Genomic DNA, 19,887 nt, shown 5'->3' with positions numbered 1-19,887 from the left:
TCAGCGATGGGACGGGCGTCGGATCAGCTAACTTAGACCCGCAGGTAGAACCGCAGCGTGACCCAGGCGGTGATCGAGCTGACCAGGGTGCCGGCCAGCGCCATCAGCGGCAGCATGACCAGGACCTTGCTCCAGGACAGCGGCGTCAGCAGGTCGGTGAGCTCGGACAGCGACCCGTCCAGCAGCAGCACCTTGCCGAGCGCCAGCGCTCCGAAGCCGATGATCGCACCCAATATGCCGGCGACCACCGCCTCCAGCACGAACGGTGCCTGGATGAACCAGTTGGACGCACCGACCAGCTTCATCACCGCGACTTCTCGGCGTTTGCTGTAGGCCGCTACCTGGATCGTGTTGCCGACCAGCAACAGGGCCGCGATCGCCATCACGCTGGCCGCCACCAGCGCCATGGTCTGCACCGAGCCGAGGATGTTGAAGATCTTTTCCAGCAGGTTCCGTTGGTCGATGATCTGGTCGACACCGTCCTTGCCGACGTACGCCTCGCGAACCTGCTGATATTGCTCGGGGTTCTTGAGGCCGACGCGGAACGACTCCGGCAACTGGCCGGGCTTCACGGCGTCGACGACGGCGGGCACGTCGGAGAACATCGTCTGGAACTTCTTGAACGCCTCGTCCTTGGACTCGTAGATGACCTCACGAACCAGGGGGTCGGACTTGAGCGAGCCCTCGAGACTGCTGCGCTGGTCGTCCGTGATCTCGGGCTTCAGGAAGATGGCGACTTCGATCTTGTCGTAGTAGTACGCCTTCATGTCCTTGACCTGCGCGTAGATCAGGCCACTGGCGCCCAGCATCGTCAACGAAACTGCCATCGTGATGATCATGGCGACGGTCATCGTCACGTTGCGCCACAGTCCGACCATCACCTCGGACATGACGTACTTCAACCGCATCGGGGGGATTCCTTCCGGAGCTCCGCTGGACTAACGACTTTGCCGGGTGACTGCCTGCGCGACGGGGGTTTCGCGCATCAGCCGTAGACGCCCCGGGCCTGGTCGCGCACGATGCGACCACTCTCGATCTCGATGACGCGCCGGCGCATCTGGTTGACGATGTTGGAGTCGTGGGTGACCATCACGACCGTCGTGCCCGTGCGGTTGATCCGGTCGAGCAACCGCATGATCTCGATCGACGTGTCGGGGTCGAGGTTTCCCGTCGGCTCGTCGGCCAGCAGGATCAGCGGCCGGTTGACGAACGCGCGCGCCACGGCGACACGCTGCTGCTCACCACCGGACAGCTCGTGGGGGTAGCGGTGTTCCTTGCCGCCCAGGCCGACCAGCTCCAGCACCTCGGGGACCACCCGGCGGGCAACCGCCTTGGTCTTCCCGATGACCTCCAGGGCGAAGGCCACGTTCTCGTACGCGGTGCGGTTGGGCAGCAACCGGAAGTCCTGGAACACGCAGCCGATCTGCCGGCGGAACGCCGGGATCTTCCACGACCGCATCGCCGTGACGTCACGGCCGTTGACGTGCACCCGCCCGCGGTTGGGCGTGACCTCGTGCAGCAGCAGCTTGATGATCGTCGACTTGCCGGAACCCGATGGGCCGATGAAGAAGACGAACTCGCCCTTCTCGATCCCGACGGAGACCTCGTCAAGCGAGGGCCGCGAAGCCTTCGGGTAGGTCTTGGTCACGTGCTCGAGCTGAATCACGGGTCGTGAGTCTACGCGGTGTAACGAAAACTCCAAGCCTCCAGGCATCCATCGTGCCCGGATTGCCGGAAAGGCCGAAATTTATTCCACACATTAGACGGACGCGCACACGCACAGTCACCGTAGATAACGGGTTACGCGGGGTCTGACTCCAACTCGCGCTGCTTCCGCCAACGGATCCCGGCCTCGATGAACTCGTCGATCTCCCCATCGAAGACCGAAGACGGGTTGCCCGTCTCCTCCTCAGTTCGAAGGTCTTTCACCATCTGATACGGGTGGAGGACGTAGGAGCGCATCTGGTCGCCCCACGAGCCGGCGGCGTCGGTCTTGAGACCGTCGAGCTTGGCCTGCTCCTCCTGGCGCTGGCGCTCCAGCAGCCGGGCCTGGAGCACGCGCAGCGCCGACGCCTTGTTCTGCAGCTGCGACTTCTCGTTCTGGCAGGTGACCACGATGCCGGTCGGGATGTGCGTGATCCGGACCGCGGAGTCGGTGGTGTTGACGCTCTGGCCGCCCGGGCCCGACGACCGGTAGACGTCGACCCGCATGTCGTTCTCGGGGATGTCGATGTGGTCGGTCGTCTCGGTCACCGGCAGCACCTCGACGCCGGCGAAGCTGGTCTGCCGGCGTCCCTGGTTGTCGAACGGGCTGATCCGGACCAGCCGGTGGGTGCCGGACTCGACGCTGAGCGTGCCGTAGGCATAGGGCGCCTTCACCGCGAAGGTCGCCGACTTCAGACCGGCCTCTTCCGCGTACGAGGTGTCGTAGACCTCGGTCGGGTAGTTGTGCCGCTCGGCCCAGCGGAGGTACATCCGGAGGAGCATCTCGGCGAAGTCGGCGGCGTCCACCCCACCCGCACCGGCCCGGATCGCGACCAGCGCCTCCCGCGAGTCGTACTCGCCGGAGAGCAGGGTCCGTACCTCCATCTCCTCGACGGCCTTGTGCAGAGCGGTCAGCTCCGAGCCGACCTCCGCGAGGGCACCGGGGTCGTCCTCGCCCTCGGCCAGCTCCAGGAGCACCTGGGCGTCGTCGAGCCGCCCGCGCAACGCCGCAAGGCGGTCGATCTCGCTGTTGACGTGCGAAAGCTTCGAGGTGACCGCCTGCGCCTTGGCCTGGTCGTCCCACAGGTCGGGTGCCGACGCCTGCTCCTCCAGGTCAGCCTTGTCCCGGCGCAGCCTGTCGAGGTCGAGCACGGCCTCGATGTTGCGCAGGGTGGCATCGAGAGTCTTGAGCTGATCGGAATAGTCGGCAGCAGTCACAACATAAAAGAGTAGCGCTGTTGTACATGGTCCCTCGCTCAGCGGTGTCGCCGCCGAGCGAGGGATCAGGTTCAGGTGCTACTTGGCTGGTGCTGCCTTCAGCCAGCTGAGAGCTGCTTTGTGGTAGTTGATCGCGAAGTCGAGGGCTGCGGCGCCGTAGGCGTCGCCTTCCTTCTTCGCTTCGCGGGCCTGTTCGCGGGCCGAGGCCAGCTGCTCGCTGTGGTACGCGTTCGCGTTGGCGTAGAGCTCCTTGAGCTGGCCGCCGGAGTGCTGCTGGCCGAACGCGACGCGAAGGGCCGTCGGGTTGCGCACGGCGTCGCGGCCGGGCGTCTCGCTGAGCCAGCGGGAGAACGCCCGCTTGCCCGACGCGGTGATCGCGTAGGGCTGGCTGGAACGGGGACCCGGCTTGCCGAGACGCACGTAGCCCTGCTCGGCCAGCGCCGGCAGCTCGCGGTAGACCTGGCTGCGGGTCATCGACCAGTAAGGGCCGAGCCGACGCTCGGCGGACGCCATCAGCTGCCCGCCGGTCATCGGTCCTTCGTGGAGCAGACCGAGCAGTGCGGCCGCCGTGGGGTTGATGTCAGTATCCGCCATAACTCAAAGGTCGCACGCAGGCGGCCCCTCGTCCAGGATTTCGACTGATCAAAAACTAGGCGTCTCCACAATGCACTGTCTGTGACAGACAGTCTGCTAAGGACAATGGAGCCAGGCGGGCGGTATCGGCTGCAAAAGCCTTGATCATGTCGTCGGAGGCATGGAAGGCATGAGATCCCCGATACCGGGCACAGGCCCCAGGTCGGGTGGCACGAGCAGTTCACCGACCACCGCCGAGGGGCTCGCGGTGCTGGTGGGAGCGCTGGGACCGGTGGGAACCGAGGTTTGCTCGACCCCAGGTGGCGAGCCCGCCTCGGGTTGCCAGGAAGGTCTCAGGCCCGGTCCCGCTTCCCTTGCACCACTCAGGATCGCCAGCGTGGCGACCACCACCAGGGTGACCACCGCCACCCCCGCACCAAACAACGCGACACGCCGATGTCGACCCGAACGGGGCGGTTGTCCCGGATCCACAGGGGCCGGTCCTGCCTCCGGGAGTCCCGCGAGCGGGATGGCAACCAGACCGCCGGCGTACGCGGACGCGGGCGAGACCGGCGCCGCCCGCAGCGGCACCCAGGCCACCGGCGCGCGGGCCACCGTGGCGCCGCCGGGTCGGGGCCACCAGGTGACCTGTTCTCCGCGCAGGGGTGCGAGCGTGGGCGCGCCGTCGAGGGCCGGTTCCAGCCCGCGCAGCCGGGCGGCGAGCAACCGCGCGGCCGGCCGCTGGTCCGGCCGGGCGGCCAGGCAGTCCTCGATCACCGGCCAGACCACCGCAGGCAGCCCGGGCGGCGGTACGGGAGTGCAGGTCGTGTGCCGGGCGATCACCTGGGTCGGCTGGCCACCACGGTAGGGGCTGCGACCGGTGAGCAGTTCGTAGAGGACGATCCCGAGCGCGTACACGTCGGCTCCCGGCCCGGCCGGTGCGCCGCCGACCACCTCGGGCGCGACGTACTCCGGCGTGGCGTGGAGGACCGCCGGCGGGCGCGCCCCCATCCGCCGCGCCACGCCGAAGTCCGTCAGGCGGACCCGCCCCCCGTCGGCGGGCACGAGCAGGTTGGCCGGCTTGACGTCCCCGTGCACGATCCCCCGGCCGTGCAGGTACGCCAGCGCGTCGGCCACCTGCGCCGCGATGTGCGCCGCGACGGCCGGCGGCACCGGGCCGTCCCGCCGTACCCGGCGACGCAGGTCTTCGCCCTCGACCAGGTCGAGCACGAGCGCCGGGGCACCGTCGAGCGTGGTCGTGCCGCGCAGCCCGACGACGCCCGGATGGTCGAGCCCCGCGAGGATCTTCGCCTCGGCCGCGAAACCGGCGACCAGCTCGGGCTCCGCGGCCGCCTCCGGCCGGAGCACCTTGATCGCCACCGGCTCGCCGGTCTCCCCGTCGAGAGCGCGCCACACGGTGCCGACCGCTCCCCGGGCGAGCTCGTCGCCGCGCTCGTACCGCTCCATCTCCGACCTCCCCGCGCCCCAAGTTAGGTGCGGGAAAACCGCCGGCGGCCGGCCCGAATCCGGGATGGCACGAACCCGGGGTCAGAGGCGGGAACGCAGCTCCCAGAGCTCCGGGTAGAAACGCATTTCGATGCGGGAGCGCAGGTACGCGCCGCCGGCCGAGCCGCCTGTGCCCGGCTTGGTGCCGATCTGCCGCTCGGCCATCAGGACGTGCCGGGCCCGCCAGAGCGAGAACGCCTGGTCGTGCGCGACCAGGGCCTCGGCCAGGTCCCAGAGCTGCCCGAAGCGCTCCCGGTCGTTGGCGATCGCGGCGTACGCCGTGAACCGCGCGTCGGCGGTCGACACGTCGAAGCCGGCCTTGGCCAGCACGGCCAGGAAGCCGTCCCAGATGCTCGGCTCGTCGAGCCGGGCCTGCAGCCGCGCCCGGTCCTCGTCGGCCAGCCCCTTGAACCGCTTGAGGTAGCCGGGGTCCTTGGCGCCGGACAGGAACTCGATCTCGCGGAACTGCGCGGACTGGAAGCCCGACGCGGGCGAGAGCTTGTTGCGGAAGGCGAGGAAGTCCTGGGGCGTCATCGTGTCGATCACGTCGACCTGGTTCACCAGGACCCGCTCCACCACCAGGCACCGCTCCAGCCGCACCCGGGGCAGGTAGCTCTCCCCGGCCAGCATCCGGTCGCGGGCGTCGGTCAGCTCCGAGAGCAGCAGCTTGAACCAGAGCTCGTACACCTGGTGGATCGTGATGAACAACAGCTCGTCGTGGGCGGGCGGCGACGACTCCGGGACCTGCTGGTCGAGCAGATCGGGCAGGCGGAGGTAGGCGCCATAGGTAAGGCGGCCACCCTGCTCACCGAAATGGGCGTCATGAAGGATCTCTTCGGTCACCCTCCGCACGTTAAACCCCTGGTTGTTTGACCTGCGCGAGTGGGTGCAGCAGGCTGACTTGCCGTGGCGTCCGCGTTGCTGAGCTGGCTGGCCCTCCGCTCGCCCGACGAGCTCGCGAAGATCTTGGAACGGCGGCCCGACGCGCTGCCGGCCGCCGATCTCGACACGCTCGCCGAACGCCTGGAACGGGAGAGCTCGGCGGCGGCCGCGCTGTCCACAGTGCCGCTCCCCCAGGCCCAGGTGGTCGAGGCGCTGGCCGGGCTGGGTGGCCCGAGCGTCGAGCCGGACCGCCTCGCCGACCTGTTGGGCCGCCCGGACCTCACGGAGGCGCTGGCGGGGCTGGCCGAGCTCGCCCTGGTGTGGCCCGACGAGGACGGCGCGCTGCGGATGGCCGCACCGCTGTGGTCGTTCTTCGAGTTCCCGCTCGGGCTCGGCCCGCCGGCCGGCACGCTGCTGGAGACGGTCGACGGGGACCGGCTGGCCGGCATCGCGGGGACCTGGCGCGTGCGCCCCGACCGGCCGCGCCAGTTGGTCGGCGCGGTCGCGGCGGTGCTCGCCGACGGGCAGCGGGTGCGCGCGGCCGTCGAGGCCGCCCCGGCGGACACCCGCGCGCTGCTCGACCGGCTGGCGCACGACGGCCCGATGGCCGACCAGCCCGACCCGGCGCTCGCCTGGGCCCTCGACCGAGGGCTGGTCTTTCCTGACGGCTGGCGGCGGGCGACGATGCCGCGCGAGGTCGCCGTCGCGCTGCGGGGCACCGACTGGCGCGCGCCGTTCGACCCTCGCCTGCCGGCGCTCGCGGTCAACCTCGCTCCGGCCGCCGCGGTCGAGCGGGAGGCGGTGGCCGCCGGCACGCTCGCGCTGCAGCGGGCCGGTGCGCTGCTCGACCTGGCCGGGCACAGCCCGCTCGCCGTCCTGCGGACCGGCGGCGTCGGCCCACGCGAGCTGCGCCGCGCGGCCAAGCTGATCGGCTCCGACGAGACCGAGGTCCGGCTCTGGCTGGAGCTCGGGTACGCGGCCGGGTTGCTCGGCCTGGTCGACGAGACGGTCGCACCGACGGCCGCGTACGACGAGTGGCGTGCGGCCAGCCCCGCCGAGCGCCTGGCGACCCTGCTGACGACCTGGCTGACCCTGCCGACGGTGGCCACCGCCGACGGCCGACCCGGTGGCGGGCCGCAACTGGCTGCCCTGCTGCCCGACCTGGCCTGGGCGCCGGTGCTGGACGGCCGGCCCGGCCTGCTGCGGCTGCTAGGCACGCTACCGCCGGGCCGGGGAGCGGCGGCCTCCGGCGAGGTCGTCGCCGCGCTGCGCTGGCGGCTTCCGGTCGTGCTGCCCGCGCCGGCCGACCTGTTGGTCGAGGGCACGTTGCGGGAGGCCCGGCTGCTCGGCGTGGTGGCGCACGGAGCGCTCAGCCCGTTCGGCCGCGCGCTGGCCGAAGCGCCCGAGACGTTGGTCGCGGTCGGCGCCGGGCTGCTGCCGGACGCGGTCGCGGAAGCGATCTTCGAGGCCGACCTGACCGCGCTCGTGCCCGGGCTGCCGGCGGCCCCGCTGGCCACCCTGCTCGACACGGCGGCCGAGCGCACGGCGGCCGACGGCAACGCCTCGACGTGGCGGTTCACGGCCGGCTCGGTGCGGGCGGCGCTGGACGCCGGGTTCACGGCGGAGACGCTGCTGGCGGCGCTGCGGATCGTGGCCGCCGACGGCACGCTGCCGCAGGTGCTGGCGTACCTGGTCGAGGACGTCGGGCGGCAGCACGGCCTGGTCCGGGTCCGGGCGGTCGGCTGCGTCCTGCGCATCGAGTCCCCGGCGCTGGCCACGGAGCTGTTGGGCGCGCGGTCGCTGCGCTCCCTCGGCCTGGCCGCGCTGGCACCGACGATCCTGAGCAGCCCGCGCTCGGCGGACGAGACGCTCGACGCGCTGCGCGCCGCGGGCTACTCGCCGGCCGGCGAGGACGCGACCGGTGCGGCCGTGGTCCGCAGAGCGCCCCGGGTCCGCGCCACGCCCCGGCGGCGGCCCGGCCAGGTCCCCGCGGCCCGGCCGGCGCCGGTCGTGGACCTGGTCGAGCTGGCCGGGCGCCTGCTCGACCGGGGTGTCAGCGAGCCGGCCCGGCCCCGGCTCGTGGCCGCCGGCGGCACCTCCACGCCCACCGAGCGCCCGCTGCTGTGGCTGGTGCCGGACAGCCCCGAGCCCGAGCCCGACCCCGGTGAGCCGGCCGAGGTGGTGGCCGCCGAGGTCCGGCGGCACACCCCACAGCTCGACGCCCGCCAACGCGACCTGCTGGTCTACGCGATCGTGGTCGGCGGGCCGGTCAGCATCGACTACCGCACGGCCGGCGGCGACTTCTCCAGCCGCGTCGTCGAGCCACTGGAGCTCGACGGCAACCGGATGGTCGCCTGGTGCCGGCTGCGCGAGGACGAACGCGTCTTCGGCCTGAACCGCATCGAAGGCGTACGACCCGCTTAGCTCATGTGCGGGTAGCGGTGGTCCGTCGGCGGCACGAAGGTCTCCTTGATCGTCCGCGGGCTGGTCCAGCGGATCAGGTTGTGCCAGGAGCCGGCCTTGTCGTTGGTGCCACTGGCCCGTGCGCCGCCGAACGGCTGCTGCCCGACGACGGCACCGGTCGGCTTGTCGTTGATGTAGAAGTTGCCGGCCGCGTACCGCATGACCTCGGAGACCTGGTCGACGACCCGGCGGTCGTTCGCGAAGATCGACCCGGTCAGGGCGTACGGCGCGATGCCCTCGGCCTGCCGCACCACGTCGTCGAACTTCGCGTCGTCGAAGACGTGCACGCCGAGGATCGGGCCGAAGTACTCGGTCGTGAACACCTCGTTGGTCGGGTCCGAGCACTCGACCACGGTCGGGCGGACGAACCAGCCCTCGCTGTCGTCGGCGGTGCCACCGGCGAGCACGGTGCTGGAGGCCGAGTTCTTGATCCGGTCGAGCGCACCGGCGTGCTTGGCGAACGCCCGGGCGTCGATCACCGCGCCACCGAAGTTGTGGAAGTCGGCGACGTCGCCGTAGGTCAGGCTGTCGGCCGTCGCGGCCAGCCGGTCACGCAGGCCGCCCTCCCAGATCGAGCGCGGGATGTACGCGCGGGAGGCGGCGGAGCACTTCTGGCCCTGGAACTCGAAGGCACCGCGGATCAGCGCGGTGTGCATCGCGTCCACGTCGGCGCTGGTGTGCGCGACCACGAAGTCCTTGCCGCCGGTCTCGCCGACCAGCCGCGGGTAGCCCCGGTAGCGGTCCAGGTTGGTGCCGACCTCGTGCCACAGGTGGCGGAAGGTCGGGGTCGAGCCGGTGAAGTGGATGCCGGCCAGGTCGGGGTCCCGCAGCGCCACCTCGGAGACGGCCAGGCCGTCGCCGGTCACCATGTTGATCACGCCGGGCGGCAGGCCGGCCGCCTCGAACAGGCGCATCGTGAAGTGCGCGGCGAACTGCTGCGTCGGCGACGGCTTCCAGACCACCGTGTTGCCCATCAGGGCCGGGGCGCTGGGCAGGTTGCCGGCGATCGCGGTGAAGTTGAACGGGGTGATCGCGTAGACGAAGCCCTCCAGCGGGCGGTGGTCGAAGCGGTTCCACACGCCGTTGGACGAGCGCGGCTGGTCGGCCAGCAGGTCGTGGCCGAAGGTGACGTTGAAGCGAAGGAAGTCGATCAGCTCACAGGCCGCGTCGATCTCCGCCTGGTAGGCGGTCTTCGACTGGCCGAGCATGGTCGCCGCGTTGAGGGTGTCCCGCCACGGACCAGCCAAAAGGTCGGCCGCACGGAGGAAGACGGCGGCCCGGTCCTCGTACGACAGGCTCCGCCACATGGGTGCCGCCGCCTTCGCGGCCGTCACCGCCGCCTGCGCATCGGCGTTGGAAGCGTTATGGGTGACTCCCAGCACATGCCGGTGCCGGTGTGGCTGGACCACGTCGATGGCGTCCCCGCCACCCATGCGCCGCACGCCGTCGATGGTCATGGTCAGCTCGAGCCGCTCGCCGGCGAGCTCGGCGAGGCGGCGCTGCAGGCTGTCGCGCTCGGCGCTGCCGGGCGCGTAGTCGCGCACCGGCTCGTTGCGCGGCTCGGGGGTGGTGAACACGGCGTCCATCTACGGCTCCTGACCGGTCTTGACGGCTTTGGCGGCATCCGGCCCGCCGGCGCCGGGCGATCAACCGGGCGCGCGCCCGCGACGACCGGCGGATGCCGCTGCCACGGTGGTGGGACCTCAAGCCATATTCGCACGTCCGGCCGCATGGCCACCGCTGTGCGCCCGCGCCCGGGCCCGGTCAGGGGGCCCGCGTACCCTGGTGCGACGAGCGGACCGGGGTCGAGCAGACCGAAGGGGAGACGATGAGCGAGCGCACCGGGGCTGTGGGCACCGAACCCGACTCGCCCCCTGCCGGCGACACGGCTGCGGCGGTGGTCGCGCAGCGCGTACCCGAGGCTGATTCTCCGGTCACGGCTGCTCCGGTCACGGCCGACGAGCCGGTCGCGGTGGAGGAGACCCTCGCCGAGGGTTCGGTCGCCGAAGAGCCTGTCGCGGACGAGACCGCAGCGGACGAGGCCGTTGCCGACGCGGACGTGACAGACGAATCGGACGACGAGGTCGATGACGCGCCGGTACGGATCTCGACCCGGCCGACCACCCGTACCACCGGATTGATTCCTGGCCCCGGCGCCGGCCTGTTGGCGCTGCTCGCGCTGGCCTGGTTCGGCACGACGCTGTGGGTGCTCCAGCGGGAGATCTCGACCTCGGTGACCGACGCGGTGGCGATCGCCTCGGCGGCCATCTCGCTGCCCACGGTGGTCTCGGCCAGCCTGGTCGCGGGCGCTGCCTCGGCCCTGGTCGCGGTCAACCTGATCGCCCGCGCGGGCTGGACCCCCGCGGCGTCGACCCGCTGGGCCGGCGCCCTGGTGACCAGCGTCGCGGTCGGGCTGCTCGGCGCGCTCGGCGTGATCATCGGGTACGACGGCCCGGGCAGCCGGGTCCTCGCGGCCACGGTCGCGGCGGCGTCGGTGGTCGGCGGCGCGATCGCCGGCCTGCGCCCCACCTCCCTGATCGCCGCGGTGCTGTCCGGCTCGCTGGCGGTGTTCGCGGTGCAGTTCGTGCTCAACTACCTCGGCGCCGGACCGATCTCCGGGTCGAGCACGCTGGCCGCGCTGGTGGCGGGCCTGGTCGCGGGGCTGGTGCCCTACGTCTACCTGCGCCGGGTCACCAAGCGGGAGACCACCGAGGGCGGCGCGCTGAGCTGGCCGTTCTACATGGTGACCGGCGCCGGCGTGGGCATCGCGCTGCTGGTCACCGAGGTGGTCACCCGGGTCGGTGGCGCGCAGGTGCTCGACGCCGTGGCGTCGCTGAGCGACTTCGACCGCGCGTTCCGTGCGCATGTCGACGCGGACCGACTCACGTACACGCTGATCGTGTTCTTCGTCGGTGCGTTGACCACCACGATCGCGTTCGGTCGCACGCTGCCGTCAAAGAAGCGTGTCTAGCTCGGAGACGTCGTACCACTCCAGCTCGTGGTCCTCGGCACTGTCGACGGCGAACTGCGCGTCGGGGTCGCCGGCCAGCGCCTCCTCCACCTGACCGGCCGCGGTCTGGACGTCTTCCTCGGCGTCCTGGCTGTCGACGTGCACGGCGGCAACGGCCTGCAGCGGCACGGGGCCGGTCAGCTTGACCATGCTGGAGCCGAGCTCGCCGTCGACCCGCTGCACGGCCGCGCGGCCCAGGTCGGCGGAGACCACCACGCGCCGGCGCGGCGCCGTCGGATCTTGGCGGAGGAGGCGCAGGGCGCTCTGGGCGGCGCGGGTGAAGGCGACGTACTCGAGCTCCTCCTCGTCGCCCTCCGCGTACCACTCCCTCAGGTCGGCGGTCACCGCGTGCGCGGCGGCGACGGTCAGGCCCTCGTGGCGGAGGGCGGCGAGCATCGGCAGCGTCGCCGGCAGGTAGACCCGGATCAGAGCGTCAGGCACCGGACGTTCATACACTGCCGGCGGGTACGGCCGCCAGCGGCGCGGTCAACGGGTCTGCCTGGCGGGTGACTAGGCCGTCCTTCGTGCGTACCGGGAAGCCCTCGCGGATCCAGTACTCGATGCCGCCGATCATCTCTTTCACGTCGTAGCCGCGGCTGGCCAGCTCGTGTGCCGCCTTGGTGGCGCCGTCGCAGCCGGGGCCCCAGCAATAGACGACGACCGGGGTGGCCTTGTCGAGCAGCTTGGCCGCGCGCATCGGGATCATCCTGCGCGGCAGGTGGATCGCCTGGGGGATGTGGGCCTGCCGGAAGGCCGCGAGGTCGCGGGTGTCGACGAGCGTGAAATCGGGGTTTTCCAGAGCGGCGTGTACGTCGGAGACGTCGGTCTGGAAGGCCAGCTTGGCGGCGAAGAACTCCTGTGCGTTCATGCCTGTTGACGCTATTCGTGGTTTGGCCTTTGTTGAATGGGCTCCCCCCGGCACTTTTGTTGATCGGCCGTTGGTCACGCGGTATTTTGCTCCCGTGTCCGTTGATTCCCCGGTGCTTGACTCGACCGACTGGCGATTGCTCGCTGAGCTGCAGTCGTCAGGGCGGTCGTCGTTCGCGGAGTTGGCCCGGGCGGTGGCGATGTCACCGAGCGCGGTCGCGGAGCGGGTGCGGCGGTTGGAGGAGGCCGGGGTGGTCGCGGGCTACCGCGCGGTGGTGCCGCCCGCGGTGGTCGGCCTGGAGATCATGGCCTTCGTCCGGCTCCGCTACCCGACGGGCAATTACAAGCCGTTCTACGCCCTGCTCGACACGACGCCCGAGATCATCGAGGCGCACCACGTGACGGGCGAGGACTGTTTCGTGCTGAAGGTGGTCGCCCGCTCGATGCGCCATCTCGAGTCCGTGTCGGGCCGAATCGCCGGGCTGGGCGCGGTGACGACCAGCGTGGTCTATTCGAGCCCACTGCCGGGCCGGGACGTGTCCGCCGCCGCGGCGCTGCCACCGACTGGCCCCGGGGCCGAGGCATAGGTGCTGTCCGCAGGCAGTCGATGGCAAACTGAGGCAACCGCGCTGGCTGAGGAGTGATCCGGGTGGAGCCGAGGTTCCTGCGTTTGTCCGAGGTGGCCAAGGAGCTGGCCACCTCGGACTCGCAGATCTACCACATGGTCCGCAGCGGGGAGCTCCCAGCAATCAAGATCGGCGGCCGCGGCCAGTGGCGCGTCGAACGGGCCAAGCTCGAGGAATACATTTCCGACAAGTACGCGGAGACCGCGGACTGGGTGGCCACGAACCCGCTGGTCGACAACGAGCCCGAGTAGCTCCCCACAACTTCCCGGCAAACGGGGTGTCTGCTTTCGGCAGGCACCCCGTTTTCCATGCCTGCCATTGACGAAGGCCGAACTCTGGCCCGAAGATGATGCGGTCGAAGGCAAACGAAAGCAAACGCAAGATCTTTGTCTGGTGATCAGCCCACCGGGGAGGCTGCTCCATGTCGACCGCCACCGTTCCCACCACCGACCCGACCCGCGAGCCACCGCTCGTGACACCGACCGGCACCGGCTGGCCGAACGCGCCATCCGTCTCGGGCCTATCGACTCGGGCCACCGCGCCTCACCGAGTTGCCGCCGGCCGCGGACGCGGACGCACGCCAAGCCGCCCGGCTCCCGAGCCAGCATCGGCGCCGGTGCGCTTCGCGCATGACGCGGGCGCGTCGCTGATCCGTCGGTCTCCGCGGCACAAGCGCACTGTGACGAAGGGCTATTACCCACCCATCACTCTTCGGCCGGCGCCGTCGTTCGATCCGCCGTATGTCGACGAGCCTGGCGCGGACGAGTGGTACCGGGAGGCGGCCGGGCAGCTCGCCTTCGACTTCTCTGCCTTGACCCGTCGGCCCGAGCAGGTGGTCGATCCACCGACCACAGCGGCCCAAGAACCACGCCTCACGGCCTCGCCCGAAGCGCGTCATGCCGCGGGCCGCTTCGCGCGGGCGTGTTTGGAGATCCTCAACGGCTACCGTCCGGTGGCGCACGTCCGGTCGCTGTCGCGACCGACGAACGCCCACGCGTTGGTCGAACAGCTCCTGGACGCGCTGGGCCGCATGCCGATCACTCCGACCATCCCACGGCGTCAGCAACAGCCGGATCTGGTGCGGCTACGCCGCCTGAGAATCAGCGAGCCGGCGCCGGGCATCATCGAAGCCGCCGCCGCGTTGGGCACCGACGCCCGCACGTGGGCGATGGCCTTCCGCCTGGAACACACCAGCAAGCGCTGGCTGGGCACCGTGCTCCAGGTCCTATGACTCCCGGAGCGCCCACCTGGCCAGGGCACGCCGGTGAGCGCTCCGGGCTCCACCGCTCGGACAAGGGCAGCGGTAGACGCGGACAGGGCGACTTCTCGCCTACCGCGGACCGCGCGGCAGGACGACGATCCGCGGGAGCTCGCCCTCCTGCGGACCGCGCGGCAGGACGACGATCCGCGGGAGCTCGCCCTCCTGCGGACCGCGCGGCACCGGGTCGTCTCAGCCCGCCAAGGCGCCGCGAGGGCCCGCGGGGCGTAAGCGCGCGGGTCGCCGCGAGGTCGACAGCGACGCGCCAAACATCCGGTCGCACCCGGGTGTCGGGCGTAGCCGCGGCTGGCACGCAGACGCCGCAGGGACCGCGGCGGGTGGGCGCGGGGACCGGCACCGCCACGAAAGGAGGGACGGCACGAGAAAGCCCGCCTCCCCGGCAAGGGGGGCGGGCTTCTCGAAGCACTTCAGGTCACGGGGTGGGTGCTCCGTGGCAGCGCTTGTATTTCTTGCCCGAGCCGCACGGGCACGGCGCGTTGCGGGACGGGCCGTTGCTCGGCTGGGCAGCGGTGCGGCCCGGTGACGGGCGGCGGCCCGGCGACGGGCGCGGGCGGTCGCCGCCGGCCGCGGGGGCCGGGTTGCCGACGCCCAGGGCCGGCGCGTGCTGCATCGGAGGCTGCGGCTGGGTGTGCTGGACCGCTACCCCACCGCCGCCGGCGGCGCCGTCGATCGTGGGGGCGGAGTACTGCAAGCCGCCCTGGGGGCGGGACGCGCGGCCCAGGCCCTTGGCCTTGATCTCGATCGTGGCGTCGTCGGGCATCGGGAGGGCGCCGCCGGCGGTGGGCTCGGCAGCGGGGGCCGGGGTCTCCTCGACCTGGACGTCCAGGTTGTAGAGGAAGCCGACGGTCTCCTCCTTGATGCCGTCCATCATTGTGGCGAACATCTCGAAGCCCTCGCGCTGGTATTCGACCACCGGGTCGCGTTGCGCGTAGGCCCGCAGGCTGATGCCCTCCTGCAGGTAGTCCATCTCGTAGAGGTGCTCGCGCCACTTGCGGTCGATGACCTGCAGCAGCACCATCCGTTCGAGCTGGCGGGTCGCCTCGGTGCCCAGCTCTTCCTCGCGCCGGTCGTACGCGTTGTGCGCGTCGTCCTTCATGCGGGAGACCAGGAACTCGGAGTCGATGCTGTTGCGCTCGCCTCCGGCCTCTTCCTCGATGTCGTCGACGGTCACGCCGACCGGGTAGAGCTGCTTCAGCGACGACCACAGCTGGTCGAGGTCCCAGTCCTCCGCATAGCCGTCGGCGGTGGCGCCTTCGACATAGGCACCGACCACGTCGTCGATCATGTGGCGGACCTGCTCGTGCAGGTCCTCGCCGTCGAGCACCCGCTTGCGCTCGGCGTAGATGACCTGGCGCTGCTTGTTGAGCACCTCGTCGTACTTGAGGACGTTCTTGCGGATCTCGGCGTTCTGGCCCTCGATCTGAGCCTGCGCGCTGCGGATCTGCCGGGTAACCATCTTCGACTCGATCGGCACGTCCTCGGGGATGTTGAACCGCTCCATGACGGCCTCGACAGCACCGGCGCGGAAGCGGCGCATCAGCTCGTCCTGCAGCGACAGGTAGAACCGGGACTCGCCCGGGTCGCCCTGCCGGCCGGAACGACCGCGCAGCTGGTTGTCGATGCGGCGCGACTCGTGCCGCTCGGTGCCCAGCACGTAGAGGCCGCCGGCCTCGACGACCTCGGCCGCCTCGGCGTCGCAGGCCTGCTTCCAGCGGGGCAGGATCTCCTCGAATGCCTTGGCGTAGTCGTCCTCGTGCTCGACCGGGTCGAGGCCGCGCTGGCGCAGCTCGGCCGCCGCGAGGTTGTCGGGGCTGCCGCCGAGCAGGATGTCGGTGCCTCGGCCGGCCATGTTCGTCGCGACCGTGACCGCGCCGCGCCGGCCGGCCTGCGCGATGATCTCGGCCTCCTGCGCGTGGTATTTCGCGTTGAGGACCGAGTGCGGGATGCCGCGGCGGCGCAGGAGCTGCGAGAGGATCTCGGAGTTTTCCACCGAGACCGTGCCGACCAGGATCGGCTGGCCCAGCGCGTGCCGCTCCGCGATGTCTTCGACGACCGCGTTGAACTTGGCCTTCTCGGTCTTGTAGATGACGTCGGGGCGGTCGAAGCGGACCATCGGCCGGTGCGTCGGGATGCTGACCACGCCGACGTTGTAGACCTTGTTGAACTCGCCGGCCTCGGTCTGCGCCGTGCCGGTCATGCCCGACAGCTTCTCGTACAGCCGGAAGTAGTTCTGCAGCGTGATCGTGGCAAGAGTCTGGTTCTCCTGCTTGATCTCGACGCCTTCCTTGGCCTCGATCGCCTGGTGCATGCCCTCGTTGTAGCGACGGCCGTGCAGGATGCGGCCGGTGAACTCGTCGACGATCAGGACCTCACCGTCGTTGACGATGTAGTCCTTGTCGCGCTTGTAGAGCTCTTTCGCCTTGATCGCGTTGTTGAGGTAGCCGACCAGGGGCGTGTTGACCGACTCGTAGAGGTTGTCGATGCCCAGCCGGTCTTCGACCTTGGCCACGCCGCGCTCGGTGATGGCGATCGTGCGCTTCGCGTAGTCGACCTCGTAGTCGCCCTCGCCGTCCTTGCCGACCTGGAGCCGGGCGACGACCGAGGAGAACTCCGAGTACCACCGGGCGGAGTGCTCGGCCGGGCCGGAGATGATCAGCGGCGTGCGCGCCTCGTCGATCAGGATCGAGTCGACCTCGTCGACGATCGCGAAGTTGTGGCCCCGCTGCACCAACTCGTCCTTCGACCACGCCATGTTGTCGCGCAGGTAGTCGAAGCCGAACTCGTTGTTGGTGCCGTAGGTGATATCGCACTCATATGCCGCGCGGTGCTCGGTCGCCGGCCGGTTGGGCAGGACGACGCCCACGGTCAGTCCGAGGAAGTTGTGCACCTGCCCGACCCACTCGGCGTCACGTTGCGCCAGGTAGTCGTTGACGGTGATGACGTGCACACCCTTGCCGGAGAGGCCGTTGAGGTAGGCCGGGAAGACGCCGGTCAGGGTCTTGCCCTCACCGGTCTTCATCTCCGAGATGTTGCCGAAGTGCAACGCCGCGCCGCCCATGAGCTGCACGTCGTAGGCCCGCTGGCCCAGCACCCGGTGCGCCGCCTCGCGGGCGGTCGCGAAAGCCTCCGGCAGCAGGTCGTCGAGGGTCTCCCCCTCGGCGAGCCGCTCCCGGTATTGGAAGGTCAGGTCGCGGAGCTCTTCATCGGTGAGGTTGACGTAGTCGTCCTCGATCGAGTTGACCGCAGCCGCGATGGCCTTGAGCCGGCGCAGCATGCGTCCTTCGCCCGCACGAAGGAACTTTTCCAGAATCGACACGGATCAACGCTCCCCTAGACGGTCTGCCGAACTATCGTAGGCGCTCCTCCGGGCTGACTGTCAGGGGCGGTTCCCGACGAGCAGCTTATAACGGACATAACGAAGCTAACGCCAGGCGAAATCCCGTTATGCCCGGGGTGATGCGTCCGGCAGGATGACCGCGTGGAGCCTCCGAAGATCATTACAGCCGGCCTGGTCATCCGGGCGTGGCAGCCGCAGGACGCCGCCGCCGTGGAGCGGGCCTGCCAAGATCCGGACATCCAGCGCTGGACCTCCGTTCCGGTGCCCTACCACCGCGAGCACGCCGACTTCTTCGTGGCGCAGCTCTCTCCCACGAAATGGCGGGACGGCACCGGAGCCCCGCTCGGCGTCTTCGACGAGCGGACCGGAGACCTGCTCGGCTCGACCGGGTTGATCTCCATCACGGGCCAACAAGCCGAGATCGGCTACTGGACCGCGCCCTGGGCCCGCGGAAAGGGGTCGGCCACCGCCGCCACCCGCGCGGTGGCCCGGTGGGCGATCGAGGAGCTGGGCGTACGCCGGCTCGTCTGGCGCGCCGAGGTCGGCAACCACCCGTCGCGGCTGGTCGCCCTGCGCTCCGGCTTCACCATGGAGGGCATCGCCCGGCACGACATCGAGGACCGCGACAGCACCCGGCGCGACGCCTGGGTCGGCTCGTTGCTGCCGGGCGACCCGACCGACCCGGAGATCGCCGATGCCGAGGTCCGCCGCGCAAAGGCGTTCAGCCGGCCGCAGCCCGACCTCTTCGCCACCACCCGCGCCGGCGAGATCAAGCTGCGCGCCCTCGAGGAACGCGACATCGACGCGATCACCGAGAGCTCCAGCGACCCGGAGACGGTCCGGTGGACCACGGTCCCCCACCCCTACCGCCGCGAGCACGCCGAGAGCTTCGTCCGCGACATCGCCCCGACCAACTGGCGGCGCGGCAGCGGTGCCGTCTTCGCGATCGGAGACCCGGAGACCGACGCGTACGCCGGAATCATGGACCTGCGCCTGCACCCCACCCGCTCGGCGCTCGCCGACGTCGGTTTCGTGGTGCCGCCACACGCGCGCGGTCGCGGCTTCGCGCCGGCCGCGCTGTCGGCGGTCTGCGCCTGGGGCTTCACCGCGCTCGGCGTCGACCGGATCGGCTGGTGGGCCAACGTCGGCAACGAGGCGTCCCGGCGGGTGGCCGAGAAGGCCGGCTTCACGTTCGAGGGCACGAACCGCGGCTACCTCGACCACCGTGGTGAGCTGATCGACGCCTGGGCGGCCGCGCTGCTAGCGTCCGATGAGCCGTTCAACGGGAGGACCCCGGCATGAAACCGGAACCCATCGAGACCCGGACGGTACGGCTGCGCCCGCTGCGCGTCGACGACGCCGAGGACGTCGTGGCCGCCTGCGCCGACCCGCAGATCCAGCGCTTCCTGCCGTCCCTGCCTCGGCCGTACACCCGTGACCATGCCCTGACCTGGATCAACGACCAGTCGCAGTGGGAGGCCGGCGGCGCGAGCTTCGCGATCGCCGACCCGGCCACCGACCGGCTGATCGGCACGATCGGCCTGCACCACGTCGACAGCGACCGGGCGCAGGGCGAGATCGGCTACTGGGTGGCGCCGTGGGCGCGTGGCAAGGGCGTCACCACGGCCGCGACCCTCGCGGTCGCCGAGCGCGCCTTCGCCGAGGGCTTCGACCGGCTCGAGATCCTGGTCGACCTGGCCAACCCGAAGAGCCTCCGGGTCGCGCTGGCGGCCGGCTTCCACCCCGAGGGCAACCGCCGGGGCGCGGCCCGCAACGCCGACGGAACCCGGCGTGACGTGACGGTGCTGGCCCGGCTGGTCGGCGACCCCGCCAAACCCGTCGAGCGAGCCCTGCCCGACCTGCCCGGCGGCAAGCTCACCGACGGCGACCTGACCCTGCGGCCGCTGCGGCCTGGCGACGAGGACTTCTACCACCAGCTGTTCAGCGTCCCTGACATCGTCGCGTCGCACGTCCCGCCGGTGCCGCCGGACCTCGAGGAGATCCGGCTGCGCTGCGCCCGGGCGGAGAGCCGCTGGCTGCTCGGCGAACGCGTCGACCTGGTGATGGTCGACACGGCCACCGGTGCGCCGGCCGGCGACATCGGCCTGTACTACCAGGAGCCGGTGACCGGGCAGGCGATGATCGGCTACTGCGTGCTGCCGGAGTTCCGCGGCCGTGGCTTCTCCCGCCGGGCCAGCGTGCTGCTGTGCCGGTGGGCGTTCGCCAACACCGCGATCGCCCGGATGATCGCCGGCACCAACCCGACCAACGGCGGCTCGCAGCGCGTCCTGGAGGCGGCCGGCTTCCTGCGCGAGGGCTACCAGCGCAACCGCTTGCCGGGCATGGCCGGCGGCCGCATCGACGACATCCTCTGGGCACTGCTACCCGGTGATCTCCGGGAGACCAGCTGAACGGTCATCGC

At 70.9% G+C, this 19,887-nt stretch carries 17 protein-coding genes; 7 read left to right on the top strand and 10 right to left on the bottom strand.

Features of this window, described 5'->3' with window-relative positions; translation table 11 throughout:
* Window positions 1–32: 32 nt before the first annotated feature.
* The 6 genes from ftsX to CHC05_RS05725 form a co-directional block, all read right to left on the bottom strand.
* Window positions 33–908: a permease-like cell division protein FtsX gene (gene ftsX, locus CHC05_RS05750; RefSeq protein WP_089245430.1), complete on the bottom strand. Its 876-nt coding sequence runs from the start codon at window positions 906–908 to the stop codon at window positions 33–35.
* A 77-nt stretch (window positions 909–985) separates the two neighbouring features.
* Window positions 986–1,666, bottom strand: a complete 681-nt coding sequence (gene ftsE / locus CHC05_RS05745; RefSeq protein WP_089245428.1) for a cell division ATP-binding protein FtsE — start codon at window positions 1,664–1,666, stop codon at window positions 986–988.
* A 134-nt stretch (window positions 1,667–1,800) separates the two neighbouring features.
* Complete coding sequence (gene prfB / locus CHC05_RS05740) at window positions 1,801–2,922, bottom strand: peptide chain release factor 2 (RefSeq protein ID WP_089245426.1); 1,122 nt, start codon at window positions 2,920–2,922, stop codon at window positions 1,801–1,803.
* Between the two features lie 78 nt (window positions 2,923–3,000).
* Window positions 3,001–3,516, bottom strand: a complete 516-nt coding sequence (locus tag CHC05_RS05735; protein ID WP_089245424.1) for a PadR family transcriptional regulator — start codon at window positions 3,514–3,516, stop codon at window positions 3,001–3,003.
* A gap of 144 nt (window positions 3,517–3,660) precedes the next feature.
* Window positions 3,661–4,962, bottom strand: a complete 1,302-nt coding sequence (locus CHC05_RS05730) for a serine/threonine-protein kinase (protein ID WP_089245422.1) — start codon at window positions 4,960–4,962, stop codon at window positions 3,661–3,663.
* An 81-nt stretch (window positions 4,963–5,043) separates the two neighbouring features.
* Window positions 5,044–5,844: a tryptophan 2,3-dioxygenase gene (locus CHC05_RS05725; protein WP_089245420.1), complete on the bottom strand. Its 801-nt coding sequence runs from the start codon at window positions 5,842–5,844 to the stop codon at window positions 5,044–5,046.
* A gap of 63 nt (window positions 5,845–5,907) precedes the next feature.
* Here CHC05_RS05725 and CHC05_RS05720 point away from each other — a divergent pair, with 63 nt between their 5' ends.
* Window positions 5,908–8,307 (top strand): helicase-associated domain-containing protein, encoded by a 2,400-nt coding sequence (locus tag CHC05_RS05720; RefSeq protein WP_089245418.1) that lies wholly within the window; start codon window positions 5,908–5,910, stop codon window positions 8,305–8,307.
* Here the strand turns inward: CHC05_RS05720 and pruA are convergent.
* Window positions 8,304–9,932, bottom strand: a complete 1,629-nt coding sequence (gene pruA, locus CHC05_RS05715; RefSeq protein ID WP_089245416.1) for an L-glutamate gamma-semialdehyde dehydrogenase — start codon at window positions 9,930–9,932, stop codon at window positions 8,304–8,306. The genes CHC05_RS05720 and pruA overlap by 4 nt on opposite strands.
* Window positions 9,933–10,174: 242 nt before the next feature.
* Between pruA and CHC05_RS05710 the strand changes: the two genes are divergently transcribed.
* On the top strand, window positions 10,175–11,317 hold the full coding sequence (locus CHC05_RS05710) for a hypothetical protein (RefSeq protein WP_089245414.1): 1,143 nt from the start codon (window positions 10,175–10,177) through the stop codon (window positions 11,315–11,317).
* On the opposite strand, the gene CHC05_RS05705 is transcribed toward CHC05_RS05710, so the two are convergent.
* Window positions 11,300–11,752: a DUF6912 family protein gene (locus tag CHC05_RS05705; protein ID WP_425426713.1), complete on the bottom strand. Its 453-nt coding sequence runs from the start codon at window positions 11,750–11,752 to the stop codon at window positions 11,300–11,302. The genes CHC05_RS05710 and CHC05_RS05705 overlap by 18 nt on opposite strands.
* Window positions 11,753–11,804: 52 nt before the next feature.
* On the bottom strand, window positions 11,805–12,224 hold the full coding sequence (locus tag CHC05_RS05700) for a rhodanese-like domain-containing protein (RefSeq protein ID WP_089245410.1): 420 nt from the start codon (window positions 12,222–12,224) through the stop codon (window positions 11,805–11,807).
* Between the two features lie 94 nt (window positions 12,225–12,318).
* Between CHC05_RS05700 and CHC05_RS05695 the strand changes: the two genes are divergently transcribed.
* The 3 genes from CHC05_RS05695 (at window position 12,319) to CHC05_RS05685 (ending at window position 14,080) form a co-directional block, all read left to right on the top strand.
* A complete protein-coding gene (locus CHC05_RS05695) occupies window positions 12,319–12,810 on the top strand; it encodes an Lrp/AsnC family transcriptional regulator (protein ID WP_179266063.1) in 492 nt (163 codons plus the stop codon).
* Between the two features lie 62 nt (window positions 12,811–12,872).
* Window positions 12,873–13,100 (top strand): helix-turn-helix transcriptional regulator, encoded by a 228-nt coding sequence (locus CHC05_RS05690; protein ID WP_089246130.1) that lies wholly within the window; start codon window positions 12,873–12,875, stop codon window positions 13,098–13,100.
* Window positions 13,101–13,270: 170 nt separating this feature from the next.
* Window positions 13,271–14,080, top strand: coding sequence for an Rv3235 family protein (locus CHC05_RS05685; protein ID WP_144022484.1), 810 nt, complete (start codon window positions 13,271–13,273; stop codon window positions 14,078–14,080).
* Window positions 14,081–14,540: 460 nt separating this feature from the next.
* On the opposite strand, the gene secA is transcribed toward CHC05_RS05685, so the two are convergent.
* Complete coding sequence (gene secA / locus CHC05_RS05680; RefSeq protein ID WP_089245404.1) at window positions 14,541–17,444, bottom strand: preprotein translocase subunit SecA; 2,904 nt, start codon at window positions 17,442–17,444, stop codon at window positions 14,541–14,543.
* Between the two features lie 162 nt (window positions 17,445–17,606).
* On the opposite strand from secA, the gene CHC05_RS05675 reads away from it, so the two are divergent.
* Window positions 17,607–18,767 carry a GNAT family N-acetyltransferase gene (locus CHC05_RS05675; protein WP_089245402.1) on the top strand — a complete coding sequence of 387 codons (1,161 nt, stop codon included), beginning with the start codon at window positions 17,607–17,609 and terminating at the stop codon, window positions 18,765–18,767.
* Entirely contained in the window at window positions 18,764–19,876 is a 1,113-nt protein-coding gene (locus CHC05_RS05670; RefSeq protein WP_089245400.1) for a GNAT family N-acetyltransferase, read from the top strand. Before CHC05_RS05675 ends, CHC05_RS05670 begins: the two co-directional genes overlap by 4 nt.
* Window positions 19,877–19,887 lie beyond the last annotated feature (11 nt).

The organism is Asanoa hainanensis (genome assembly GCF_900188485.1).
Classification (GTDB): Bacteria; Actinomycetota; Actinomycetes; order Mycobacteriales; family Micromonosporaceae; genus Asanoa; species Asanoa hainanensis.
This window is presented reverse-complemented; position numbering and strand designations above follow the sequence as displayed.